The sequence below is a fragment of the Lacinutrix sp. Hel_I_90 genome (genome assembly GCF_000934685.1).
Lineage (GTDB): Bacteria > Bacteroidota > Bacteroidia > Flavobacteriales > Flavobacteriaceae > Lacinutrix.
In genome coordinates, this window is sequence record NZ_JYNQ01000001.1 from 950,970 (window position 1) to 976,230 (window position 25,261).

At 33.0% G+C, this 25,261-nt stretch carries 22 protein-coding genes; 8 read left to right on the forward strand and 14 right to left on the reverse strand.

From position 1 onward, the window contains the following. The first annotated feature begins 14 nt into the window (after nt 1-14). The 5 genes from GQ46_RS04145 to GQ46_RS04165 all read left to right on the forward strand — a co-directional run bounded on the left by GQ46_RS04145 (nt 15) and on the right by GQ46_RS04165 (nt 6,497). Nucleotides 15-1,376, forward strand: a complete 1,362-nt coding sequence (locus tag GQ46_RS04145) for an exonuclease domain-containing protein (RefSeq protein WP_044398621.1) — start codon at nt 15-17, stop codon at nt 1,374-1,376. Next, nucleotides 1,376-3,337, forward strand: a complete 1,962-nt coding sequence (locus GQ46_RS04150) for a DUF3857 domain-containing protein (RefSeq protein WP_044398624.1) — start codon at nt 1,376-1,378, stop codon at nt 3,335-3,337. Before GQ46_RS04145 ends, GQ46_RS04150 begins: the two co-directional genes overlap by 1 nt. A 28-nt stretch (nt 3,338-3,365) precedes the next feature. After that, the gene (locus GQ46_RS04155; RefSeq protein WP_044398626.1) at nt 3,366-4,220 is read left to right on the forward strand and encodes an ion transporter; all 855 of its coding nucleotides are present in this window, start codon (nt 3,366-3,368) and stop codon (nt 4,218-4,220) included. Further along, a complete protein-coding gene (gene miaA, locus GQ46_RS04160; protein WP_044398628.1) occupies nt 4,221-5,141 on the forward strand; it encodes a tRNA (adenosine(37)-N6)-dimethylallyltransferase MiaA in 921 nt (306 codons plus the stop codon). An 84-nt stretch (nt 5,142-5,225) separates the two neighbouring features. Next, nucleotides 5,226-6,497: a DUF2254 domain-containing protein gene (locus GQ46_RS04165; RefSeq protein WP_044398630.1), complete on the forward strand. Its 1,272-nt coding sequence runs from the start codon at nt 5,226-5,228 to the stop codon at nt 6,495-6,497. Between the two features lie 63 nt (nt 6,498-6,560). On the opposite strand, the gene GQ46_RS04170 is transcribed toward GQ46_RS04165, so the two are convergent. The 8 genes from GQ46_RS04170 to rpmH all read right to left on the reverse strand — a co-directional run bounded on the left by GQ46_RS04170 (nt 6,561) and on the right by rpmH (nt 15,153). Next, complete coding sequence (locus GQ46_RS04170) at nt 6,561-7,268, reverse strand: response regulator transcription factor (RefSeq protein ID WP_044398632.1); 708 nt, start codon at nt 7,266-7,268, stop codon at nt 6,561-6,563. A 5-nt stretch (nt 7,269-7,273) separates the two neighbouring features. Continuing rightward, entirely contained in the window at nt 7,274-8,839 is a 1,566-nt protein-coding gene (locus tag GQ46_RS04175; protein WP_044398634.1) for a sensor histidine kinase KdpD, read from the reverse strand. A gap of 70 nt (nt 8,840-8,909) precedes the next feature. Then, complete coding sequence (coaE, locus tag GQ46_RS04180) at nt 8,910-9,503, reverse strand: dephospho-CoA kinase (protein ID WP_044398637.1); 594 nt, start codon at nt 9,501-9,503, stop codon at nt 8,910-8,912. Then, nucleotides 9,500-10,462, reverse strand: coding sequence for a CdaR family protein (locus GQ46_RS04185; RefSeq protein ID WP_044398639.1), 963 nt, complete (start codon nt 10,460-10,462; stop codon nt 9,500-9,502). The genes coaE and GQ46_RS04185 overlap by 4 nt, the downstream gene beginning before the upstream one ends. Continuing rightward, entirely contained in the window at nt 10,462-11,469 is a 1,008-nt protein-coding gene (locus GQ46_RS04190; RefSeq protein ID WP_044404527.1) for a glycosyltransferase family 2 protein, read from the reverse strand. The genes GQ46_RS04185 and GQ46_RS04190 overlap by 1 nt, the downstream gene beginning before the upstream one ends. An 82-nt stretch (nt 11,470-11,551) precedes the next feature. Further along, on the reverse strand, nt 11,552-11,908 hold the full coding sequence (locus GQ46_RS04195; RefSeq protein ID WP_082041703.1) for a T9SS type A sorting domain-containing protein: 357 nt from the start codon (nt 11,906-11,908) through the stop codon (nt 11,552-11,554). 129 nt (nt 11,909-12,037) lie between these two features. Then, a complete protein-coding gene (gene carB, locus GQ46_RS04200; protein ID WP_044404529.1) occupies nt 12,038-14,890 on the reverse strand; it encodes a carbamoyl-phosphate synthase large subunit in 2,853 nt (950 codons plus the stop codon). A 101-nt stretch (nt 14,891-14,991) separates the two neighbouring features. Next, nucleotides 14,992-15,153 (reverse strand): 50S ribosomal protein L34, encoded by a 162-nt coding sequence (rpmH, locus tag GQ46_RS04205; RefSeq protein WP_034059443.1) that lies wholly within the window; start codon nt 15,151-15,153, stop codon nt 14,992-14,994. 310 nt (nt 15,154-15,463) lie between these two features. Here rpmH and GQ46_RS04210 point away from each other — a divergent pair, with 310 nt between their 5' ends. After that, complete coding sequence (locus GQ46_RS04210) at nt 15,464-16,045, forward strand: hypothetical protein (protein ID WP_044398644.1); 582 nt, start codon at nt 15,464-15,466, stop codon at nt 16,043-16,045. Nucleotides 16,046-16,458: 413 nt separating this feature from the next. On the opposite strand, the gene cls is transcribed toward GQ46_RS04210, so the two are convergent. Genes cls through GQ46_RS04225 form a run of 3 tightly spaced genes read right to left on the reverse strand, consistent with a single transcriptional unit; the run spans nt 16,459 to nt 19,572 of the window. Then, a complete protein-coding gene (gene cls / locus GQ46_RS04215) occupies nt 16,459-17,916 on the reverse strand; it encodes a cardiolipin synthase (RefSeq protein WP_044398646.1) in 1,458 nt (485 codons plus the stop codon). After that, the gene (locus tag GQ46_RS04220; protein ID WP_044398648.1) at nt 17,916-18,857 is read right to left on the reverse strand and encodes a lytic transglycosylase domain-containing protein; all 942 of its coding nucleotides are present in this window, start codon (nt 18,855-18,857) and stop codon (nt 17,916-17,918) included. Before GQ46_RS04220 ends, cls begins: the two co-directional genes overlap by 1 nt. A 52-nt stretch (nt 18,858-18,909) precedes the next feature. Further along, the gene (locus tag GQ46_RS04225) at nt 18,910-19,572 is read right to left on the reverse strand and encodes an alpha/beta hydrolase (RefSeq protein ID WP_044398650.1); all 663 of its coding nucleotides are present in this window, start codon (nt 19,570-19,572) and stop codon (nt 18,910-18,912) included. 119 nt (nt 19,573-19,691) lie between these two features. Between GQ46_RS04225 and GQ46_RS04230 the strand changes: the two genes are divergently transcribed. Further along, nucleotides 19,692-19,991, forward strand: a complete 300-nt coding sequence (locus GQ46_RS04230) for an N-acetyltransferase (RefSeq protein ID WP_197077331.1) — start codon at nt 19,692-19,694, stop codon at nt 19,989-19,991. A gap of 42 nt (nt 19,992-20,033) precedes the next feature. On the opposite strand, the gene mtaB is transcribed toward GQ46_RS04230, so the two are convergent. Then, on the reverse strand, nt 20,034-21,356 hold the full coding sequence (mtaB, locus tag GQ46_RS04235) for a tRNA (N(6)-L-threonylcarbamoyladenosine(37)-C(2))-methylthiotransferase MtaB (RefSeq protein WP_044398652.1): 1,323 nt from the start codon (nt 21,354-21,356) through the stop codon (nt 20,034-20,036). 97 nt (nt 21,357-21,453) lie between these two features. On the opposite strand from mtaB, the gene GQ46_RS04240 reads away from it, so the two are divergent. Continuing rightward, a complete protein-coding gene (locus tag GQ46_RS04240; RefSeq protein ID WP_044398654.1) occupies nt 21,454-23,082 on the forward strand; it encodes an ABC transporter substrate-binding protein in 1,629 nt (542 codons plus the stop codon). Here GQ46_RS04240 and GQ46_RS04245 read toward each other — a convergent pair. After that, complete coding sequence (locus GQ46_RS04245) at nt 23,069-23,794, reverse strand: lysoplasmalogenase family protein (RefSeq protein WP_082041704.1); 726 nt, start codon at nt 23,792-23,794, stop codon at nt 23,069-23,071. The genes GQ46_RS04240 and GQ46_RS04245 overlap by 14 nt on opposite strands. Nucleotides 23,795-24,035: 241 nt before the next feature. Next, nucleotides 24,036-25,211 (reverse strand): GlmU family protein, encoded by a 1,176-nt coding sequence (locus GQ46_RS04250; protein WP_044398658.1) that lies wholly within the window; start codon nt 25,209-25,211, stop codon nt 24,036-24,038. Nucleotides 25,212-25,261: the final 50 nt, after the last annotated feature.

Consider the following 25,261-nt stretch of genomic DNA (forward strand, 5'->3'; position numbering starts at 1 on the left):
AAACTATATAATTTATTTACGCAATTGTAGACATAGAAACCACAGGTGGTAAGTATAATGAAGAAGGCATCACTGAAATTGCAATCTATAAATATGATGGTCATGAAGTTGTCGATCAATTTATCAGTTTGGTTAATCCGGAACGCGACATTCAACCATTTGTAGTTAACCTGACAGGTATTAATAGCCACATGCTTCGTAATGCGCCTAAATTTTATGAAGTCGCCAAGCGCATCGTAGAGATTACCCAAGACTGTATTTTAGTTGCACATAATGCGCAATTTGACAATCGAATTCTACGTACAGAATTTAAACGCTTGGGTTTTGAATTTGAAAAAGAAACCTTGTGTACCGTTGAACTTTCAAAAGCTTTAATTCCTGATTTACCCTCCTATAGTTTGGGTAAACTAGTGCGGTCACTTGGCATTCCTGTAACCGATAGGCACCGGGCTTCTGGTGATGCTTTAGCAACTGTAAAGCTCTTTAAATTATTACTTTCTAAAGACACCGAAAAAAGTATCGTTCAGCAATCAATACGGAAAATGCCTAAGCTCCAATTAGAGCCAAAATTAATTGATATAATCGCTGAAACACCTTCAATCACTGGGGTATACTATATTCATAATGCCGAAGGAACTATCATCTATATTGGCAAAAGTAAAAATATAAAAAGACGTGTCAACCAGCATTTTACGGGTACAGATCGTAAATCTAAAAAAATTCAGCTTCAAGTAGCCGCTTTAACTTATGAGTCTACGGGAAACGAATTACTAGCCTTATTAAAAGAAAGTGAAGAAATAAAGAAGAACAAACCTTTACTTAACAGGGCTTTACGCAGGTCTGTTTTTACACATGCTTTGTATAGTTTTACCGACCATAAGAATTACGTAAATCTTACCATCGACAAAGCAGATGGAAGAAAACCGAATATTACAACTTTTAGTAACAGACAAAGTGGGCGTCAATTTCTTGAAAAAATAGTAGAAGATTACCAGTTATGTCAAAAATTATCTGGATTGTATAAAACCAAAACGAGCTGCTTTCATTACGATGTAAAAAAGTGTTATGGTGCATGCGTAGAAGAAGAATCCCCTGAGAGCTACAATCAACGTGTTATGCAATTAATAGACAAGTACAGCTATAAAAACCAGAATATGGTTATTATTGATAAGGGACGAGAAGTTGATGAACGAAGTGCCATATTAATACAAAATGGTATTTTTAAAGGCTTTGGTTTTTTTAATTTAAACTATCAACTAAACAACATTGAAATTTTAAAATCTATTATTACTCCAATGGAAAATAATAGAGATGTACAGCATATTATTCAAAGCTATTTGCGTAAAAATAAACGCTTAAAAATCATACAATTATAATGAAAAGATATTTTGCCCTAATCACACTCTTTTTAACCTATATAAGCTTCAGTCAAGACACTTTCAATTCAGAAACCTATACCGTTACAAAAGGCGATTTAGAAACAACACACTTTGAAAAAGACAGCACTGCAAATGCTTTAGTATTATACGAATATGGTGAAAGCCATATCGACGGTGATCGTTTTGATTTAATTTTTAAGAAAAAAGTAAAACTAAAAATTTTAAATAGAAATGGGTTTGACAAAGCTACCATTTCTATTTTTCTCTATAGAAGTGACTCTAAAAGAGAAACCGTTGCCGACATTATAGCCACAACCTACAATACTAAAAATGGAGAGACCACTCAGACTAAATTAACCAAAGACCAAATTTTTGAAGAACGCTATAATGATAATTACACCATCATAAAATTCACAATGCCTAATGTAACTGTCGGTTCGGTTATTACTTATAGCTATAAAGTAGTTTCTCCTTTCATTTACAAATACAAGTCATGGCGTTTTCAGGACAATATTCCAAAGCTATACAGTGAATACAAGACGAGTATCCCGGCCAATTATGAGTATAACATTAAATTAGTTGGTGATTTAAAACTGGTCGTTAACGAAAGTGACATTAAAGAAGATTGTGTAGATGGTGGCAATGGCGCTTATGCAGATTGCCTTTTAGCCAGATATGCGATAAAAGATCTACCCGCTTTTATTGAGGAAGATTATATGACTACCAGAGACAACTACTTATCTCGCATAGAATACGAGCTTAAAATTGTTAAAGGCTTTGATGGCTCTGTAAATAACATTACAAAAACGTGGAAGACAACAGACAAAGAATTAAAAAATGATGATAATATTGGTAAGAAATTAAAAAAAGGGTCACTCGTTAAAAAACTATTGAGCAATGAAATATTGCGTATTAATAATCCTTTAGAAAAAGCAAAAGCCATCTATACTTTTGTCCAGTCTAACTATATCTGGAATGAAGAATTTCAGATTTTTAAAGACATTTCAATTAAGAACCTCATAAAAACAAAAACGGGTAATGTTTCAGAAATTAATTTTCTACTTTATAACTTGCTAAAGGAAAATGATATTGCTGTTACGCCTATATTAATATCTACCCGAGCCAATGGCTTACCCACAAAAATATATCCTGTTATTTCCGACTTTAATTATATTTTAATTCAGGCGACTATAGCTGGTAAAACCTACCAATTAGATGCTGTAGATCCCTACTTAACTTTTGGTCAAGTACCCTTTAGAGCGCTTAATCAATATGGAAGACTTCTTGATTTCGAAGATGGAAGCTATTGGGTAGACATTAAACCAACGACCAAATCCTCTAAGGCCTACCTTGTTGAACTAAATTTAGACAATGAAGGCAAGATATCGGGACATTTGGATTACCAGACCAATGGCTATCATTCTATAGAAAAAAAATCAAGTTATTTTGAGAACCCAATAGAATACAAGAAAAAGTATGAAGCCTCTCACTTAGATCTAAAAATGATAAGTCATGAGGTTACTATAGAAAGTAAAAACACTAACACATTTTTAGAAAAAATTAATTTTGAGAAAGAGACAGAGCTTGTTGGAAACAATTTGTATATCAATCCGTTTTTAGTAACATTTTTTGATAATAATCCACTAAAATTACAAGAACGCACTTACCCTATAGATTTTGGTTACCCAGATACCTATTTATATTCTTACAAATTGAATTTTGATCCAGATGTTTATGAAATTACGGAAGTTCCTACAAGCGCCTCTTACAAATTGCCAGGCGGTACTGGTACATTAATTTTAAATGCGACTAAAAACACAGATCACGCTATGGTTTTTTTAAAATTTAATTTTACAGAAGCCATTTATAACTCGAATTTCTACCCTTACTTGAAAGCGTATTTTAACAAAATTGTTGAAGTCCAGAAAAACGCATTAATTGTATTAAAGAAAAAATAACTAATCTATATTTAGTATTTTTGAAAGAATGAACAACCATAACAAAAGAGACTGGAAATCTAAACTGCATGAAATTATTTATGAAGCAGATACGCCTGCAGGTAAATTATTTGATATTGTACTTTTAGTCTTTATTCTTGCCAGCATCTTATTGGTGATGCTTGAAAGCGTTAGCTGGATTGATGCAAAATACCACTATTGGTTAAATCTTGGTGAATGGATAGTAACCATTTTATTTACTATCGAATATATCGCCCGAATAATCACCGTTAAAAAGCCTTTAAAATACATTTTTAGTTTTTACGGTATTGTCGATTTCTTATCTACAGTTCCAAAATATTTATCGTTAATATTTATGGGAACTCATGCCCTTGTTGCATTGAGAGCCTTGCGTTTACTGCGTATTTTTAGAATTTTAAAGTTGGCGCGTTATTTAGGAGCATCTAACCATTTAACAAGCGCCATTAAAGCCAGTCGTGCAAAAATCTCTGTGTTTTTATTTGCAGTTATTATTGCGGCTATTATTTTTGGAACACTAATGTACTTAATAGAAGGAGAAGAGAATGGGTTTACTAACATTCCTAAAAGCGTCTACTGGTGCATCGTGACATTAACCACTGTGGGTTTTGGAGACATTGCTCCCCAAACGCCTTTAGGTCAATTAATAGCAGCTATAATTATGGTTATGGGTTATGGTATTATTGCGGTGCCAACAGGAATTGTATCGGCTGAATACACCAAAAGCAGTAATGATTCTGCAAAGAAAAAAGAGTCTGAAAAGGCAAAACTTAATACGCAGTCTTGTCAAAATTGTTTGGCTGAAAACCATAAAGACAATGCTGAATATTGCTATAATTGTGGCCACAATCTACACCTTGAATAATTGTCTTTGAATACTGCTAATAAATATCTTATTGCTGTAGTTGGGCCAACCGCTATTGGAAAAACTAATTTGAGTATAAAATTGGCGCAACATTTTAATACGGAAATCCTTTCGGCAGACTCCAGACAGTTTTTTAAAGAAATGCAAATTGGGACCGCTGCTCCAAGTTCAGAAGAATTAGCTCAAGCACAGCATCATTTTATTCAACATAAATCTATTGAGGAGGAATATAACGTTGGCACGTTTGAAAAAGAAGCCGTTCAAAAAATAACAGCATTGCATAAAACCCATAATATTGTTATTATGGTAGGCGGTTCTGGTTTATACGTAGATGCGGTAACAAAAGGTCTTGATTACTTCCCAGAGGTCGACAAAAACATTAGAGAACAGTTAAATCTTCAATTGGAAAATAATGGTTTAGAAGCCCTTCAACTTCAACTAAAACAATTAGATCCTACAACATACAATACCATTGCTTTAGACAATCCACAACGTGTTATTCGGGCTTTAGAGGTTTGCATTGGTAGTCACCTACCTTATTCGTCCTTTTTAAATAAGGACAAAAATAACAGAGCTTTTAAAACACTAACGATTGGCCTAACTGCTGAGCGCTCAATTATTTATGAACGCATTGAAAAACGTGTTGATTTAATGTTAGAATCTGGACAATTAGAAGAGGCAAAATCATTATACAATAGAAAAGAACGCAATGCCTTAAACACTGTGGGTTATAAAGAATTATTCAACTATTTTGATGGTAAATGGACTCTCGATTTTGCGATTTCTGAGATTAAAAAAAATACACGCCGTTTTGCTAAACGTCAGCTCACGTGGTTTAAGCGTAACGAAAACACGTTATGGTTTGATTATGAATCTTCTGACGAAATGATCATAAAAAAAATTCAAGAACATATCGTTTAAGCTACCATTTTACTAAATAAATTCGTTTTTGAATTAAAATTTACAGCTAAACTATCTTATCTTTAAGGTGGTAAAACCAACACGATGAAAGACAAATTACTTTTCCTTTTAAGAAAACTATACAGACTTACAGATAACATTGCATTCTATCCTACTCTATTAGCTATTTTAGGTTTTGTCTTTACCTATATAATGATTTTTCTGGAGGAAAAGGGGGTCTCTAAATATCTTTTAGACACTGTTCCTGCTTTGGTTATTAACAACACAGAAACAGCCCGAATCCTCTTAACAACATTTATTGGAGGTTTAGTCTCAATCATGGTTTTTAGTTTTTCTATGGTAATGATTTTACTTAATCAAGCCTCAAGCAACTTCTCACCACGTTTATTACCCGGTTTAATTAGCAATAGAAGACACCAGATCATTCTGGGTTTCTATATTGCGACTATACTCTACTGTATTTTTATTTTAGTTTATATTGAACCCAACGGAGACAAATATCAATTACCTGGCTTTTCAGTCTTATTTGCCATTTTATTTATGGTGAATTGCCTCGCTGCTTTTATTTATTTTATCCATTCTATTTCTCAGGAAATACAAATTAATAACATTATGGATAAAATTTTTAATATCTCGAAGCGTAGAATGCTATATTTAATTGATAATGAAAAATATAGTGAAGATGATTTCCCTGACACTAAAATTTGGCACCAATACAAATCTGAAAAATCTGGTTATTTACAAAATGTTTCTTTGGGAAATATTGCTAAAATCGCAAAAGACAAAGAAACAAAAATTGATGTCGTTGTTATCAAAGGCCTATTCATTTCTGAACACAATACCCTCTTTAAAAGTGAAAAAGAATTAGACAGTGAAACGATTCAAAAAATAACCGAGCACTTTGATTTTTCTAAGAGCGAACTTATTGCCGACAACTATGTTTTGGCCTTTAAACAGATTACTGAAGTGGCTATTAAAGCCATGTCTCCTGGCATTAACGATCCTGGAACAGCTTTAAATGCGATTGATTATTTATCACAATTGTTTTCCTTACGTATTAAGAAAAACGATAAAAGTCAAGCCTATATAGACGATATTCCTTATGTCTCTGTTGCTACTGTAAATTTTAAAGTTTTAATTTTTCAAGTAATGGCTGAATTAAGAACCTATTGTAAACATGATGTTATTATAGTAGAAAAGCTTTTGATTATGCTATTTCATTTAAAAAGTATAATCAAGGACGACAATAAAAACTATCTGGAGATTGTAGAAGTTGAAATAGAAAGTTTACTTGTAGATGCAGAGCGCGCCATAACCAATACACGTGATATCGAATATATCAAGTCTATTATTTAATGGTTTAGAATAAAAAAACCACTGTAAAACAGTGGCTTTCATATCAATTTAAATCGTGGTTTTTTATTCTGGGTTTACCACTAATCTAAAGCCTTCCCCGTGAATATTAAGTATTTCTACTTTATCATCAACTTTAAGGTACTTTCTCAGTTTAGCAATGTAGACATCCATACTCCTTGACGTAAAGTAATTATCATCTCTCCATATTTTTGTTAATGCTAATTCTCTAGGCATTAAGTCATTTTCATGTAAAGCTAATAAGCGTAATAATTCGTTTTCTTTTGGAGATAACTTTGTTGGTTCACCTCCTTTATAAACTAAAAAACGAAGTTTAGAATTTAAGTCGAAACCGCCTATTTTAAATTCGAATTGCTTACTATCTGCCACAGTTTCTGTAGCTTTACGCTGCATAATCGCTTTGATTTTCATCAATAAAACTTCACTATCAAAAGGTTTATTTAAATAGTCATCTGCTCCTACTTTATAACCTTTTAGCACATCTTCCTTCATGGCTTTCGCCGTTAAGAAAATTATAGGCACATCGGCATTTTTCTCTCTTATTTCTTTTGCTAGCGTAAAACCATCTTTATAGGGCATCATAACATCTAAGATGCATAAGTCGTAATCATCTTTTTTGAACTTCTCGAAGCCTTCCATACCATTCTTAGCATGCACCACTTCATAATCATTCATCATCAAATAATCTTTTAAAACAGTTCCGAAATTTGGATCGTCTTCTACTAATAATATCTTCTTTTGTTGTTCGTCCATAATGTTTATGATATTAATGGAAGTGTTATTGTAAATGTACTTCCCTTGTCTTTTTCACTTTCTACTGATATATGACCATGATGGTCATCTACTATTCTTTTTACATAGGCCAAGCCTAAACCATGCCCTTTTACGTTATGCACATTCCCTGTGTGCTCTCTATAAAATTTTTCAAAAACACGTTTAGAAACTGCTTTACTCATGCCGCTACCTTCATCTTTTATATTTACGATAATATTGTTCCCAACATTTAAGGTTTCAACCGTAATCTTGGGTTGTTCTGGCGAATACTTAATAGCATTATCCAAAATATTTACTAACACATTCGTAAAATGCGTTTCATTAGCTAACACAGAAGACTTTGCGGCTTGTAAATTGGTTTCTATATGTCCTCCCCGGTCTTCAACAATCAACTCTACATGAGAGATAGCATCTTCAACTAAGTCGTGTAAACGCACTCTATCCTTACGAATGTTTAGCTCGTTTCTTTCAAGTTTAGATATTCGTAATACATTTTCTACTTGTGCATGCATACGTTTATTTTCCTCGCGTATCATATTCAAATAGCGCATCACTTTTTCTTTGTCATCAATTATTTTTGGATTTACAATTGAATCTAAAGCGAGATTAATGGTTGCTATTGGTGTTTTAAATTCATGTGTCATATTATTTATGAAATCTGTTTTGATTTCAGAAATTTGACGCTGTTTCATAATTTGTTGCAATGCTGTAACAAAAGCAATAACAATTATTGATGTAAACACAAATGATAAGGTTAACATCCCAAGAACCGAAGACCAAATAAATTGTTTCCTTTCTGGAAAATTAACCATCAACAGATAATTATTTATATCTCTATTACTTTGGAACAAAGGCACGCTAACTGTTAATTTATCTTTTAAATCAAAATCTTCTGTTTTGATTTTTGTTGCCAAATCGTTACTATAAATAGCAAATTCATAATCTACAGTAATATCATCCTGTATTAATTTGAGCTTTAATAACCGATTAATTCTTTCTACACTAACCCTTTTGTGTATCGGGTTTAAGAAAGCATAATTATCGTAATGTGCTTCAAACTGAAGTTCCTCTATACGACCAATGTCTCCTAACTCAACAAGTTGGGTGTCTGATTTCCCATCCAATGAGTTCGATTTATAAACCTTGGCCTCATTTTCCCTAATAATGTTTTTAATGCTTGTGGTATCTAAACCTATGTCAAAGAGCGCTGATGATATTTTATAATTCTCTTCAAAAATACCATTTCTATATGTTGATGTCTGGTTGGTTTCATTATTATACTCTCTAATGTATAAACTAGAAATCGCAGTGGTATCAATCTTAATAACCTTTCCTGACTCTATTTCCCGTTTCAACTTTATAACATGATCCCTAAAATCTTCCTTTTCTATATTCTCCGCAACATAGCTTAAAGTCTTTTTTACGTTAAATGTAAATTGATCTTCTTTGGTACTTATAGAATTTTTAATGTAATAGGCTTGCACAAAAATAATACCTATTAGAGATAAACTCATTAGAATAACCAGTACGAAAAAAACTTTCTTACTCATCGTTCAAAATTAAGATTTTAACATTTAGTAGCGTGAGCATTTAACCTTACATTAACAAAAATGTTAAAATTTAAACGTCAGCAACTTTGTTTAGGAGTAGATTATGGATTTTAAGGACTTGTTTTTTTGTAGAGTCTAGATTGGTGTTCGTAATAACATAATCTGAAAGTCGCACTTTTTCAGCATCTTTCCACTGGTTATTTATAATAGCCTGAACTTTTTCTTTAGTAGAATGATCACGTGCAATTACTCGCGCAATTCTTTCTTCTTCTGGTGCAGTTACAGTAATAATATAGTCATAATTTTTATAGGTGTCATTTTCAAATACTATAGCAACCTCACTAATAATATAGGGACCTTGTTGTTTAGCCTTCCACTTTATAAAGTGCTTTTTTACTTTAGGATGCACAATGGCATTCATTTGTTCAAGCAGATTTTTATTACTAAAAATAGCTTGGGCTAAAAAAGGTCTGTTTAATTCGTTATTTACATACGCTTTTTCCCCAAACAGCTCGATAAGTTTTCTTCTTATTGTTTTAGACGCATTCATCAGCTTTTTAGCTTCTTCATCTGCAATGTAAACGGGTACCCCTAAGGCTGCAAACACGTTGGCAACTGTGGTTTTTCCGCTACCTATTCCTCCTGTAAGTGCGACGGTTATCATTCTATAATTATGAATTCAATTTTTTGTTGATGCAATCGAGTTGTTTTAACATTATCTGGTCTTTTAACCAACTCTGGTTCAAGATATTTACTATCTTCATTTATGGCTTTATAATCGCATACGACTTTAAAATCATTAGCGGAAATAGTATTAAAAGCACTTAAACTAGTATAAAAGGAGACATTCACGCTTTTAGGAAAATAGTTTAATGTCGTGTTTTTTGGCACATTTATAACTTCAACAGGTATATTTAAAGTGCCTTCACTAAACTTCTCTACCACAGCACTAACAGAAACCTCTTTCGTCTTTATTTTAATTTTTGAATTAATAGAGTCTGTTTGTAACCCTACGGTCACATTAAAAGGTTTATTAACATCCTCTAGCTGGAATTCTTTAGTTTCTATGGCTTCTAAATAATACAGTGCAGTGGAGGGGCCAATTATTTTTATCGAGTCTGGCGTTATTTTCAAACCTTCTAAAGTATCATAACCAAAACTAAAATTAATATTAATATTACTTTTTACAGGAATGTATTTTACAGCATTTATGTCAAATGTAAAAAATAAAGTATCTGGTGTTATACTTACAATTTTACTCTCTTTTTTAAACTGCTCTAACACTCCAGCAAATCCTTGAGTTTTAGACCAAATATAACCGGTGTCAATTTTTCGAAGGTCTTTATTAAAATCAATAGCCACTTTAGGTTGCTTAAAGGCATATTTTAGCCATTTAAACCCAGTAGTCGTCAAGGTTAAATTCAAAGAGTTTAATGAATCATTAAGCAGTATGGACTCATCTGGAATATTTTGTAAATCGACTTTAAATTTAGCTGTATTAGTAGAAACTTCTGTAAGTTTAGATAAGATTAAAATACCAAAAGCCAAAATAAAAAACAATGCAAAAACATTTATCTTTCTACTTTTAAAAAGTGATTTTATTTTACTGGAAAGCCTGCTCATTATTTTTCTTTAAAGAATAACTTTGGAAAAGTATTTTCTGGATTTTTATTCAATATATGAATATAAAATGTTGATTTCAAAAATCCGTAGCCATAACCTAAAAATTGAATGGATAAAGCTATTAAAGACTGAAAAGCAACACTAATATTTTTAGTACTTATTAAGGCGAGAATAAAAGTGATACCATAGTACAATGTTATAGCGTAAAATGGCAGCAAATATCCAAAAGCAGCAAATACAATTGAAGCAATTATTGCTAAAATAAATAAAGTAGGAAACCAATACGTTAGCTTTTTAGTCTCTGGATGCCATTTGTTTAAAATAGGTCTTACCATCCCGAACTTATTAACTTGCGTATAAAATTTAGCCCAAGAAATACGGCGTTTATGATAAACATAAGCCGCAGGAAACACTGCTGTTTCAAAGCCTTCTCGCCATAAACGAATGGACAAATCTGGATCTTCGCCTGGATGAATACGACCAAAACCACCAGTCGTAGTAAAAGCTAATTTACTTAGTCCCATATTAAAACTTCGTGGTTGAAATTTGGCAACACTTTTTTTGTTTCCTCGAATACCTCCTGTGGTAATAAACGACGTCATACTAAAGTTTATCGCTTTTTGCAGATTACTAAAAGAGTCGTGCGCTGCATCTGGACCACCAAAGCAATCAACATATTTTTTATTAAGTGCTTTATTAACTTCGTCTAAATAGTTTTCAGGCAAAATACAATCACTATCCAAAATAATAAAGTAATTACCTTTAGCTTGTTGCATCCCATAATTTCTAGAACTTCCCGGGCCAGAATTTGCTTTAAAATAATACGTAATGTTTAATTGAGACTGGTACTGCGCTACAACAGCTTTCGAAGTTATGGTCGAACCATCTTCAACGATAACAATCTCAAAATCTAAAGTCGTTTTTAAATTAGCAAAACTTTCTAAAAGCTCTTTTGTTTCGTTAGGACGATTGAATACAGGAATAATAAAAGAAAAGTGTCTTTGCATAACACAAATGTAATCTAAAACAATAAAAAAAGCCACCCATTTTAGAGTAGCTTTTAGTAGGTGTATTTTTAAATACTTCCTATTATAATTTTACAAAACGTTTTGTAAGTGTTACCGCTTTGTTTGATGACGTTAATCTTACCAAATAAAAACCACTATTCCATTTTGCTATGTTTATTTTAAAAGTTAATGCATTTAATGCTTCTGCGTATATCTTTTTACCTAAAACATCGTACACTTCTAATTGCAAGCCTTCAATTGCTAATGAAGGTAAGCTAATATTCAATTCATTTTTTCCTGGATTCGGGAATATTGAGAATTTTGTGGGCACATCCAATTGAGGTTTACTTGAAGCATCCTCAGCATCAATTGTAATCGTTTGCGCAGACATATCTAATGTTAAAAACACAAATAAAATAAAGAGTAATTTTTTCATCATAATAAGTAGGTTTTCAATAAAAATACGAAAAAAATTTGTGGTGTTGTCTTTTTTAACAGTTTAACATAAAAAAAGCACAAACATTCAAATGAACATTTGTACTTTTTTATATAACTAATAACTAATGCCTTACTTACTCAAATACATCTTACGACGTGAGTATAGATTGTAAAATTCATCGTCTTTTAAATCGTCTATAAATAAAATACTCTCTCCAGTACTTTTCATCTCTGGCCCTAATTGTTTATTCACATTATGAAACTTATCGAATGAGAAAACCGGTTGCTTAATAGCATAGCCCTTAAGTTTAGGTTTAAAATCAAAATCCGTCACTTTCATCTCGCCTAACATAACTTTTGTTGCATAATTTACATAAGGCTCGCCATAAGCTTTAGCAATAAATGGTACCGTACGCGATGCTCTTGGATTCGCTTCTATAATATAAACAATATCATCTTTAATTGCGAATTGTATATTAATTAAACCGACTGTATTTAATGCTAAGGCAATCTTTTTTGTATGGTCTCTTATTTGTTGCATCACCAAATTACCTAGGTTAAAAGGTGGTAATGTTGCATTACTATCTCCAGAGTGAATGCCGCAAGGCTCAATATGCTCCATGATACCAATAATATAAACGTTCTCTCCATCACAAATGGCATCTGCTTCTGCTTCAATAGCGCCATCTAGATAATGATCTAACAATAATTTATTTCCTGGAATACTGCGCAATAAATCGACAACATGTTCTTCTAATTCTTTTTTATTGATGACAATTTTCATGCCCTGTCCACCCAAAACATAAGAGGGCCTAACCAGAATTGGAAAATCTAATTTGTCTGCAACTAATAAAGCTTCTTCAGCTGTTTCTGCAATGTCAAATTCTGGATAAGGGATATTAATATCTTTCAATATGTTCGAAAAACTCCCTCTATCTTCAGCTAAATCTAAAGATTCAAAACTGGTCCCTAGAATCTTAATTCCGTAGCGTGATAGCTTTTCGGCTAACTTAAGGGCGGTTTGTCCACCAAGTTGTACGATGACACCTTCTGGTTTTTCATGCTTGATAATATCGTAAATATGTTCCCAGAATACAGGTTCAAAATACAGCTTATCGGCAGTATCAAAATCGGTAGAAACGGTTTCAGGGTTACAGTTAATCATGATGGTTTCGTAACCACATTCTGCAGCTGCTAAAATACCGTGGACACAACAATAGTCAAACTCAATTCCTTGACCAATTCGGTTTGGACCAGAGCCTAAAACAATAATTTTTTTCTTATCGGTAACGATACTTTCGTTGTCTGCATAGCGCTTACCGTCTGGTGTTTCAACATCATTTTCAAAAGTTGAATAATAGTACGGTGTTTTTGCCTCAAATTCTGCAGCACAAGTATCTACCAGTTTATACACCCGGTTAACACCAAGTTCTTCTCTTTTATTATACACTTGACTTTCTAAACAGCCCAACATGTGTGCTATTTGTCTGTCTCCATACCCTTTTTGCTTAGCTTCCAGCAATAAATCTTTTTGAATGGAATCTATTTTAAAGGTTGAAATTTCTTTTTCTAAAAAATATAACTCTTCATATTGCTTTAAAAACCACATGTCAATTTTCGTGATTTCATGAATACGACTTAATGGAATTCCCATTTGTATAGCATCGTAAATAACAAAAACACGATCCCAGCTCGCATAGGTTAGTTTTTCAATAATCTGATCGTAATTCTTGTAGCCTTTTCCATCTGCACCTAGACCATTACGCTTAATTTCCAACGATTGTGTGGCTTTGTGCAGTGCTTCCTGAAACGAACGCCCAATTCCCATTACTTCACCTACCGATTTCATTTGTAATCCTAAAGTTCTGTCTGATCCTTCAAATTTATCAAAGTTCCAGCGTGGAATTTTAACAATCACATAATCTAAAGTAGGCTCGAATAAAGCTGAAGTCGATTTTGTAATTTGGTTCTGTAATTCATCTAAGTGATACCCTAAGGCCAACTTAGCCGCTATTTTTGCAATAGGATACCCGGTAGCTTTACTTGCTAATGCCGAAGAGCGTGATACACGTGGATTAATTTCAATAGCAATGATATCTTCTTTTTCATCAGGACTTACGGCAAATTGGACGTTACACCCCCCTGCAAAATCACCAATATTACGCATCATGTGTATTGCCATATCACGCATTCTTTGATAGGTTGTATCACTTAATGTCATCGCTGGAGCAACGGTAATAGAGTCTCCTGTATGAATTCCAATGGGATCCATATTTTCTATAGAGCAAATTATTACCACATTATCATTTGAATCTCTAAGTAGCTCTAATTCATATTCTTTCCAGCCTATTAAAGCCTTATCAATCATTACTTCGTGAATAGGAGATATTTCTAATCCACGTGTTAATAATTCATCAAAATCTTTTTCCTTATGCACAAATGAAGCTCCTGCTCCGCCTAAAGTAAACGACGCTCTAATAATTAAAGGAAATCCAAATTCCTGAGCAATCTCTTTACCTTTTAAATAAGAAGTCGCCGTCGCTTGAGGTGCCATTGGAATGCCTATTTCAAGCATCAACTCTCTAAATTTCTCTCTGTCTTCAGTAATATTAATGGCGTCTATATTAACTCCAATAATTTCAACACCAAAGTCTTTCCATATTCCTTTTTCATCTGCTTCAATACAAAGATTTAAAGCAGTCTGCCCTCCCATTGTTGGCAAAACGGCATCAATTTGTGGATGCTCCTTTAAAATTTTAATAATAGACTTTGTGTTAAGTGGCAACAAATACACATGATCTGCCATTGAAGGATCTGTCATGATTGTTGCTGGATTAGAATTGATTAAAATCGTTTCAATTCCATCTTCTCTTAAGGATCTTAGAGCTTGTGTACCCGAATAATCGAATTCGCAGGCTTGCCCAATAATAATAGGGCCTGACCCAATAATAAGAATCGATTTTAATTTAGGATTTTTTGGCATTTTTCTTTGTTTTTTTCGGTTATCAAAAATAGTCAATCTTGGATACAAAAAAAGGCGTTACACCTAAGTAACGCCTTTAAAATATTAACAATTGTTAATCATTATTTTTTATGTCTAGTTTCTGTTGAAACAGATAATTTCTTTCTTCCTTTTGCTCTTCTACGCGCTAATACTTTTCTACCATTAGCAGAAGCCATTCTTTCTCTAAAACCATGTTTATTTCTTCTCTTTCTTTTTGATGGCTGAAACGTTCTTTTTGGCATTGTCTTATGTTTTTAAAATCTGAATTGTAAATCTATCTATATTTTAGTCTTAAGTATACTCCCTAAAACTGAGCGCAAATATACAACGACTTTTTTATTTCACAAACCTTATTTTAAAAATATTTGGTTTTGATTCGTTTCCTACTTAAAACTGTCGCTTTTAACTATAAAATATGGTTAAATCAAACTACAAAACCTGATGTTGACAATTGCTATTTCAGAAAAAATGAGTTTCTTTGCACTCTAAAATAACTGATTAAACGCTAATTTACTACTTAGTGTTTTCAATAATTAATAAAAACGTCTTAAAATGTATAATAAAGTATTTAAATTAATAATCGCTGGCTTAATTATAGCGCTTGCCGTTTGGCAATTTACCGAGGGCAATATAGGTAATGGCATCATGTTCATTTTCTTGTCATTAATCTTTGTGTTTCTATACTTTAAAAATGAATTTATTTTACTCGCTTTTTTAAGATTGAGAAAGCAAGATTTTCCAGGTGCACAAAAATGGTTGAATAAAATTAAAAGCCCAGAAACGGCATTGGTAACCAAGCAACAAGGTTACTATAATTATTTACAAGGGATTATGGTCTCTCAAAGCGATATGAATGCTGCAGAAAAATTCTTTAAAAAAGCAGTTTCACTTGGTTTAAACATGGATCAGGATATGGCCATGGCAAAACTTAATTTAGCAGGTATTGCTTTTTCTAAGCGCAGAAAGCAGGAAGCGACGATACTTATTAAAGATGCCGAAAAATTAGACAAACAAGGCATGCTGAAAGAGCAAATTAAAGAAATGAAAGCAAACATGAAACGCGCGCAAATGCCTAACCAACATTACGGTCAAGGAGGCTCTATGCGTGCGCAACGCCGTGGTGCTCGTAAGTAAGCAAAATCACAGAAATTATCATCAAATTTTAAAAGCCCATTATTGTGGGCTTTTTTATTTTATAGAACTGTTTAAATTTGACCTTAACTGATGCTGATTTTATTTTTAACTATCTCATTATTTACCTGAAGTAAGAAACAAAAATAAAGAGTAATGTTTATTTACCAAAAAACACCTTTACTGCTATCCCAGCCAGCAGCACACTAAAATTTTTTTTAAGAGTGTTTCTTTTATAGAAACAGCAATCTCAATCCCTAAGTAATCCCCTAGCCTATCACAAAACTGGCTACTATAACTAGTGCACACTTAAAATGGATAGGATGCTAAACTGGTACCTTGTGACTGACGCTGTGAATAACCCAATAATTATTAGTAGGAATGCCATCTATAAATCCATTTTTATTTTCATTTAATTATAATAAAGGCGCCCATAATTTAGCATAAGCTTCTTTCATTTTATCTACTTGTGAACGATTCTGCCAAGTGTCAGGATCCATTAAAGTAGCATTTTCAAGATCTTCAAGATACATCGCTTTTAGATCTTTACTCACTTTAGTGTTATAAATAACCGCGTTAATTTCGAAGTTAATGTTAAAGCTTCTATAGTCTAGGTTAGAAGTACCGATCGTTGAAAACACATCATCAACAACCATGGTCTTTGCGTGAATAAAGCCCTTGGTATAGCGATACACTTTTATGTTAGCGTTAAATAAGCGTTGTAAATAAGAATTGGTTGCGTATTTAGCCATCCAGGAATCACTAATGTCTGGAATAAGCACACGCACATCCAGTCCGCTTTTAGAGGCGATTTGCAATGCCATTATCATTTCATCGTTTGGAATAAAATAAGGTGTTGTGATGTAGATATAATCATCTGCTGTGGTAATTGCAGAAAACATAATGTCCATTATATTTGCCCAATCAGTATCTGGACCACTGGCTGCTATTTGTACAGCAACATTCCCTTTACAGGGTTTATTTGGAAAATATGTTTTAGAAATTTTTGTTTTTGAGTCTGAAACAAAATTCCAATTCATTAAAAACTGAACTTGCAACGTAATAACTGCTTCACCCTCAAGACGAATATGTGTATCTCGCCAATAATCTTTTTTATTTGGCTTATTGACGTAATTATCAGAAACATTAATACCTCCAACATACCCAACAGTACCATCTATTACGACTATTTTTCTATGGTCACGGTAATTCATCTTACCCGTAAACTTTGGAAACAACACTGGCATAAATGAATTAAACTGGACACCACTATCTTTAAGCTTTCGCTTCATTCCACCAGAAATACTAGTACCAACATCATCTACACTTAAACGTACTTCAAGTCCTTCTTTAGCTTTGTCACAGAGTATATTTAATAATTCGCTACCAATATCATCATCTTTTATAATGTAGTATTCTATATGTATGTGTTTTTCTGCTGCTCTTAAATCTTCAAACAAGCGTTTGAATTTTACCTCGCCATTTTTTAGAATCTCAACATAGTTACATTTTGTTAGTGGCGATTTATCATTCTTCTGAAGTAATTTTACAAGTCTTATTTTATCCAGTAAAAAATCATCTTCTAATTCTTGTAATTCTGTTTCGTCCAGCTCAAGTTCATCATTTAGAGATTTAATAATCTTTTCATTTAAGACGCTTTTTCTATTAAATATTTTATTCTTTCGATATTCTTGTCCAAATAAATAATAAACTAATAATCCTAAAAAAGGAAAAAACACCAAAACAATAATATAGGTTAATGTTTTAGTAGGATTAGAATTTCGAAATAAAATCGTAATAACTGCCGAGATAGACAGCAAATAATTGATTATTAAGGCCGCATAAAACCAATGTTCTTGTATAAAATCTAGCATTAATCTTGAGAAGGATAGTGTCCTTTTATAGGAATATCAATATAATACTTCTTTCTAGATTGATTATTCAACGCGTTTTCTCGCAACCATGGATTATGAATTTTTAAAATTTTATAATTAATCCCTAAGTCTTTTGCAAATTGTGCAAAATCAGAAACTACGGTATCAACAGGTACTTTGTAGGTTGGTATTATTGAATATAAATCTTTCTCGCTATAGTTAAACCCATATTTACTAGGGTGCGTTAAAATCTCTTTTAAAGCAACAATTCTAAATACATAGCGACCGGTTTCCTCTCCTAGTAGCAAATCGTAATACCCTGTTACTTTTTGAGCTTCCAATCGTCTTGAAATACCATAATTACCAGCGTTATAGGCAGCAGCAGCTAGGGTCCATGAGCCTAATTCTTCTTTAGATTTTTTAAGGTATTTACAGGCCACTTCTGTAGCCATTTCTAAATGATAACGTTCATCTACATTATCATTGACTTCTAAGCCATTTTCTTGCCCTGTAGCCTTCATAATCTGCCAAAAACCACTTGCGCCTGCAGGAGATTTCGCATTTGTGAGTCCGCTTTCAATGACCGCTAAATACTTAAAATCATCTGGGATGCCGTGTTTTGCTAAAATAGGTTCAATAATTGGAAAATACTTTTGAGCACGTTTAAACATTAATAAACCATTAGATTGCCAATACGTATTTACTAACAATTCCTTATCCATACGTTCTAAAATATCTGGATTTTTTAAGGGCACAGGTTCACCTGCAAAATTCAAATAATCTGGTACTTCAAGTGCATAAACATTATAACCGTTCTCTTTTGTCTTTTCTGAATTTTCGTTTATTTTATTTTTTGTTGGCGTTTGTTGAAACGCATTTATGAATAAGACCGCCAAGCAAAGCAAGCCAATGAACATCAATCCTTTCTTTAAAATTTTCATCATCCTCTAGTTTTGTATAAAATTAGAAATAATTTACTGAAAGTCAATAAATTTAATCTAAAATTAATTGTGGTAAATTCTTATTAAACCATTTAAATCTGTCTATTATCATAATGTGTGTTCCACCTTTAATTGTGATGCAATCTCCTAAGCAGTGATGCGGAAACACTAAATCTTTTTCACCATGAATATGAATAGCTTCAGGTATTATTTCGGTTTGATTCCAATTAACGACTTGCTCAATAGACCAATCTAAATAATATTTATCATTAACCGAAAGAAACTTTTTATATAACTCAATGCGCTTCTTTATTGTCACTCCAAAAGCGAATTTTGCTAACAAATCCAGATTACTTGCTAATTGTGTTGGCAGTAATTTATAGGCTTTAGTAGCTTTTAAAATTTTAAAACGCTTTGGCAATTCATATTTTGTTTTTACACTTGAAACAACAATAAGTTTACGTAATTTAATATGCTTACTCATTTCCTGAACGAGTATCCCGCCAAAAGAAACCCCTAATAAAACAACCTGTTCATGTTTAATGTATTTTGTCATTCTCAAGGCGTAATCACCTAAGGATTCGTTCTTTATAGGTATTTCCCAGTGTAATTTATGCAGCTGGAACTGATTTTTTGGTAAGGAAATATTATCGAAAATAGAAGGGTTAGCGGCCATACCCGGCATTAAATAAACGTGTATTATCTCTTGATTCATAAGTATTTAACAGAGTTTTTAAAGTTCTAACTAATAATTTTTCGTACTTTTACAAAGTGTAAAGCTATAAAATAGTTGGCATTATCTTTGAATGCCAATAACAAATAAAAATAAATGATATGATTGATGCAGCAGAATTAGTTGACAATGAGTTTTTACGTCAATTTGAATTAAAAACCGAAGATCATTTCGCTAAAATTGAATACTCTCTTCAAGAGCGAAAAATCTTCTTAACAAAACTTATCATCCCTGAAGGTATTGAAGACGAAAATTTCACAGCAGAATTCCTTAAATTAGTTTTAGAACATATTAAAGAAGGAGAAACCTTAAGTGTTGTGCCTACTAGTCCAGAAATTGCTAAATTTATTAGACGCAATAGGCAATACAAAAGCTTATTGCCTGTTGGTTTAAGAATTTAAGTTTAAAAGAAAACCAAACTGAATACTTTTGTATTCAGTTTTTTATGCGATTACTTTTGTAAAGTTAAAACGCACAATACCATCATCATCAATCTTAGTTAATTCGACTTCTTGAAGTGTATTTACTAATTCTGGGTTCCATGGGGTTTTAACTTTGACATAGTTTTCTGTAAAACCATGAATATAGCCTTCTTTATTATCTGCTTCAAAAAGTACTGTTCTCGAACTTCCTATTTGATTCTCATAAAAGGCACGACGCTTTTTCGCGCTCAACCCTCGTAACATTTTACTCCGCTTCGCTCTAATTTTTTTAGGAACGACATGCTCCATTTCTGCCGCTGCTGTATTTTCTCTTTCAGAATAAGTAAACACATGCAAATATGAAATATCCAAGTCGTTTAAAAAATTGTAAGTCCTCAAAAACTCGTCCTCTGTTTCTCCTGGAAAACCTACAATTACATCCACACCAATACAGGCATGTGGCATAACTTCTTTAATTTTATTAACACGATCCACATACAATTCGCTCATATAACGACGACGCATCAATTTCAAAATAGCATTACTCCCACTTTGGAGTGGAATATGAAAATGTGGTACAAAGGTTCTACTTTTTGCAACAAAAGTGATGGTTTCATTCTTTAGTAAATTGGGTTCTATCGAAGAAATACGTAACCGTTCAATACCTTCAACTTCATCTAAGGCCTGTACCAATTCATAAAAAGTATGCTCATGTTTTTTGTTACCAAATTCACCTTTACCATAATCACCAATATTAACCCCCGTTAATACAATTTCTTTAATTCCTTTTTCTGAAATTTCCTTGGCATTTTGCAATACATTTTCTAACGCATCACTTCTTGAAATACCGCGCGCTAATGGAATGGTACAATAGGTACACTTGTAATCGCAACCATCTTGTACTTTTAAAAAGGCACGTGTTCTATCGCCTATAGAATAACTTCCAACATAAAAATCGGCATCATCAATATCACAGGAATGTACTTCACCAAAATCGTTTTTGGATAAATCGTTCAGGTAGCTCGTAAGTTTAAATTTTTCAGTTGCTCCAAGCACCAGGTCTACACCACTAACATCTGCCAACTCTTGTGGTTTTAATTGCGCATAGCAGCCTACTGCAGCGACAAAGGCTTCTGGGTTAGCTTTTTGGGCGTGCTTTACTATAGTTTTAAAACGCTTATCGGCATTTTCTGTTACAGAACAGGTATTAATAACATAAATATCTGCAGGTTCAGAAAAATCTACACGATCAAAACCTTCGGCTGTAAAACTTCTGGCAATCGTTGAAGTTTCAGAAAAATTAAGTTTACATCCCAGCGTGTAAAAGGCGACTTTTTTATTCATTTTATAGTTTTATCATTTCCCTATAGGCAGAAATCTCTTTATATTTACCGTAATATAATTTTCTTACGGAAGGGCAAATTTACAACTTAATTATAAAATGGTGAAATTGAATTACAACGAACGCAAACACCTAAAACACTGTTTTTCAACAGTTTGTTGTTTCCTTTTTCTTTTTTCTTGTGGAAGCGATAACAATTCAATTAAAGATAACCACGTTTTTAGATATAACGAACACAAAAATATTGGCTCTTTAGATCCTGCTTTCGCAAAGGACAATGCAGATATTTGGGCCGTTAATCAGCTATTCAATGGCTTAGTGCAAATGGATGAAGCGCTAGACGTCCAGCCTTGTATAGCAAAAGACTGGTCTATATCTGAAGACGGACTCACCTACTCTTTCACCCTTAGAGATGACGTGTTTTTTCATAAGCATTCATTATTTGGAAAAGATTCTACACGCACAGTAAAAGCTTCAGATTTCGACTATAGTTTGAATCGGTTAATCGATAAACAGGTGGCTTCTCCTGGCCGTTGGGTAATGGATCGGGTTGAAGGTTTTTCAGCAGAAAATGATTCGGTTTTCAATATAAAATTAAGACAACCCTTTCCTGCTTTTCTAGGGCTTCTAACTATGAAATACTGCTCAGTAGTACCTCAAGAAATTGTTGAACACTACGGAAGTGATTTTAGATCGCAGGTTATTGGTACTGGCCCTTTTAAATTAAAACGATGGGAAGAAAACATTAAATTGGTGCTTCGAAAAAACCATAATTATTTCGAAACTGATGCTAACGGAACAGCCTTACCTTATTTAGAAGCTGTTGCGATTACTTTTTTACCAGATAAACAAAGCGAATTTTTACAGTTTATACAAGGCAACTTAGATTTTTTAAACTCTTTGGACGCCTCCTATCAGGATGATATTTTAACAACACAGGGTGTGTTACGTGCCAAATACACCAAAGCGATTAACATGATTCGTGGACCATATTTAAATACAGAATACCTTGCTTTTTTTATGGATGCTGAAGCCAGTGAAATTCAATCTAAATTACTGAGACAAGCTGTAAATTATGGATTCGACAGACAAAAAATGATGACCTATTTAAGAAACGGTATTGGCAGTCCAGCGACAGGCGGCTTTATTCCTAAGGGGTTACCAGGTTATAATGCTTCTATTGGTTTTGATTATGACCCTGAAAAAGCAAAAGCCTTAATTGCACAATACAAAGCGGAATCTGGAAACACAACTCCAGAACTAACGATAACAACGACTAGCAATTATCTTAATTTTTGTGAATACATTCAACGTGAACTTCAAAAAAAAGGTTTAACAGTGACCGTAGATGTTATCCCTCCTTCTACGCTTAAAAGTGCTAAAGCCAATGGGAAATTAGATTTGTTTAGAGCCAGTTGGGTCGCAGACTATCCCGATGCCCAAAATTATTTGTCGCTATATTATAGTGAGAATTTTGCTCCAAACGGACCAAACTACACACACTTTAAAAATGAATTATACGACGCATTATACAAACAATCCTTTACAGAAACGAATACAAAAAAAAGAGTACTACTCTATACAAAAATGGATAGTTTGGTTATGAGCGAAACCCCTATCATACCTTTATATTACGATGAAGTGGTCAGGTTTACACGAAAAGGGGTGTCAGGCTTAGGCAATAACGCTATCAATTTATTAGAATTAAAGCATGTTAAGAAGTTATAATCTTTCTTTTTACTTTTACCTCTTCCACAAGACCATGAATAACAAAATACTGTGATATTCCATAAAATAACATTATTAAGGTGTTGTGATACGTAAAATTCGGATTGTAAAAAGACTTTAGCAAAACGATAGTCTCTGAAAAAATTGCCATAACCACACCTATTAAAACTAAAACAAAACTTCTATAGATTACTTCGTCTTTTCTAAGAAATGCAAACAACACCACAATTAAACTAGCAAACAAATAGATTAAAATCGGCGTAAAAAAAGCTCCTATACTATTCATTACAAGCAACATTATGCCAATCATATATATAAAACAAATACTGAATAAGGGTATAAGCGTGACTATTCTAAAATCTCGTTGATTAGAAAAACGAAAAGCATAAAACATCTTTCCAACTATAAATAGTGCCATGGCTGTGATGTATAATGTTGTTATTTCGTAAGTAATGAATAAGACATCTCCAATAAGAAAACATAACAAAGCGCTATACAAGTAACGCTTACGCCATTTAGAAGTTTCATTATTATTTAAAGTATAATAAATAAGCAACAAACCTACTACCAAAGGTTTTGACAAATACCTAAATGGCACTGCTTCTAAATACAGTTTCACAACAATATCAATAAATAGAATTGAAAAATATAATATCGCGAAGTTTATTTTGTTTTTAAATAAGGCTAGTATCATACATAGGTAGGAAAGCATTGCTGATTTATAGAACTAAATGACATAATTGTAAGTTTTTGAGTATTTTTTAATTCTTATAATCTCTCAAAAATAATTGGCGCTAACAAAGTGTTTTCAAGCACTGCGTCGCTGTTATTAACACCCGCTTTTACTTATTTTTCAACAACAATACCGCCGCTAATGAATACAGTTTTTAGATAGATTTGGATACTGTAAATTACAATACAAATTTGTTTTTTTAATTTCTTTAAGGTTACAACTATTCTCTTCTGTAACGTTTAGTCGCTTCAAAAACGAACTCTAAAATAGCTTTGTCTTGAGCAGAAAACACCATATTTCGTCTCGACATCACGACTTCGACTACTTCAAAAGCTTTTTTTGTAAGGTAGGTCGTAAAACCAGAGCTCCCGCCCCAACTGTAACTTGGTACAAAATTTCGTGGAAAACCACTACCAAAAATATTAGCCATCACACCAACAACAGTTCCTGTATTAAACATGGTATTAATACCACATTTACTGTGATCCCCCATCATTAAGCCACAAAACTGCAAACCTGTTTTTGCAAAACCTTCGGTTTCATAATCCCAAAGCCTTACTTCGGCATAATTATTTTTCAAATTTGAATTATTAGTATCTGCCCCTAAATTACACCATTCACCTATAACCGAATTTCCTAGAAATCCATCGTGCCCTTTATTAGAGTAACCAAAAATAACCGAGTTATTAACCTCTCCGCCCACTTTACTATGTGGACCAACCGTTGTTGGTCCGTAAATTTTTGAAGCCAACTTAACAGTGGCATGTTCACATAATGCAAAAGGACCGCGAATGACGCTTCCTTCCATTATTTCAGCATCAGCACCAATGTAAATAGGACCTGAACTAGCATTAAGGGTTACAAATTCCAACGTTGCGCCTGCTTCTAAAAAAATATTTTCTCCTGCTATAATATTATTTGATTTTGGAATGGGCTGCGACGTTCTTTCTTTAGTTAACAACTCAAAATCATGAGTTATTGCTTCTCCATTTTTTGCAAATATATCCCAGGTATGTTCAATAGTTAATAAATCCTGTTCAAATTCAATAGCCTCATAGGTTGACAAATCAATCTCTTCTTGTGATTCTTTAGTATAAAAAGCAATAACCTCTTCCGCTTTAAAAATAGCCTGATTCTCTTTTAAATCTTGAATTTTAGACACTAGGAGTTCCGAAGGACAAAACGAAGCGTTAATCATAACGTTCTCCTCTAACTCTACCATTGGCCATTTGTCTGCTAAATAATCTTCTGTAACCGTAGTTGTTGTAGCCTGCAAAAAACGCTCCCATTTTTCCCGAATGGTTAAAATACCTACGCGTATATCTGCTACTGGTCTTGTATAGGTGAACGGTAGTAATTGGTTTCGTGATGGCCCATCGAAGAGAATATAATTCATACTTAATTTAAAGTTTAAGATTCAAAATTTTTACGCAAACTTTGTCTTTT

Coding starts and splice junctions, on each gene's coding strand:
- GQ46_RS04150 (WP_044398624.1), top strand. CDS start 1,376: ATGAAAAGATATTTTGCCCTAATCACACTCTTTTTAACCTATATAAGC.
- GQ46_RS04155 (WP_044398626.1), top strand. CDS start 3,366: ATGAACAACCATAACAAAAGAGACTGGAAATCTAAACTGCATGAAATT.
- GQ46_RS04165 (WP_044398630.1), top strand. CDS start 5,226: ATGAAAGACAAATTACTTTTCCTTTTAAGAAAACTATACAGACTTACA.
- GQ46_RS04170 (WP_044398632.1), bottom strand. CDS start 7,268: ATGGACGAACAACAAAAGAAGATATTATTAGTAGAAGACGATCCAAAT.
- GQ46_RS04175 (WP_044398634.1), bottom strand. CDS start 8,839: ATGAGTAAGAAAGTTTTTTTCGTACTGGTTATTCTAATGAGTTTATCT.
- coaE (WP_044398637.1), bottom strand. CDS start 9,503: ATGATAACCGTCGCACTTACAGGAGGAATAGGTAGCGGAAAAACCACA.
- GQ46_RS04185 (WP_044398639.1), bottom strand. CDS start 10,462: ATGAGCAGGCTTTCCAGTAAAATAAAATCACTTTTTAAAAGTAGAAAG.
- GQ46_RS04190 (WP_044404527.1), bottom strand. CDS start 11,469: ATGCAAAGACACTTTTCTTTTATTATTCCTGTATTCAATCGTCCTAAC.
- GQ46_RS04195 (WP_082041703.1), bottom strand. CDS start 11,908: ATGATGAAAAAATTACTCTTTATTTTATTTGTGTTTTTAACATTAGAT.
- carB (WP_044404529.1), bottom strand. CDS start 14,890: ATGCCAAAAAATCCTAAATTAAAATCGATTCTTATTATTGGGTCAGGC.
- rpmH (WP_034059443.1), bottom strand. CDS start 15,153: ATGCCAAAAAGAACGTTTCAGCCATCAAAAAGAAAGAGAAGAAATAAA.
- GQ46_RS04210 (WP_044398644.1), top strand. CDS start 15,464: ATGTATAATAAAGTATTTAAATTAATAATCGCTGGCTTAATTATAGCG.
- cls (WP_044398646.1), bottom strand. CDS start 17,916: ATGCTAGATTTTATACAAGAACATTGGTTTTATGCGGCCTTAATAATC.
- GQ46_RS04220 (WP_044398648.1), bottom strand. CDS start 18,857: ATGAAAATTTTAAAGAAAGGATTGATGTTCATTGGCTTGCTTTGCTTG.
- GQ46_RS04225 (WP_044398650.1), bottom strand. CDS start 19,572: ATGAATCAAGAGATAATACACGTTTATTTAATGCCGGGTATGGCCGCT.
- GQ46_RS04230 (WP_197077331.1), top strand. CDS start 19,692: ATGATTGATGCAGCAGAATTAGTTGACAATGAGTTTTTACGTCAATTT.
- mtaB (WP_044398652.1), bottom strand. CDS start 21,356: ATGAATAAAAAAGTCGCCTTTTACACGCTGGGATGTAAACTTAATTTT.
- GQ46_RS04240 (WP_044398654.1), top strand. CDS start 21,454: ATGGTGAAATTGAATTACAACGAACGCAAACACCTAAAACACTGTTTT.
- GQ46_RS04245 (WP_082041704.1), bottom strand. CDS start 23,794: ATGCTTTCCTACCTATGTATGATACTAGCCTTATTTAAAAACAAAATA.
- GQ46_RS04250 (WP_044398658.1), bottom strand. CDS start 25,211: ATGAATTATATTCTCTTCGATGGGCCATCACGAAACCAATTACTACCG.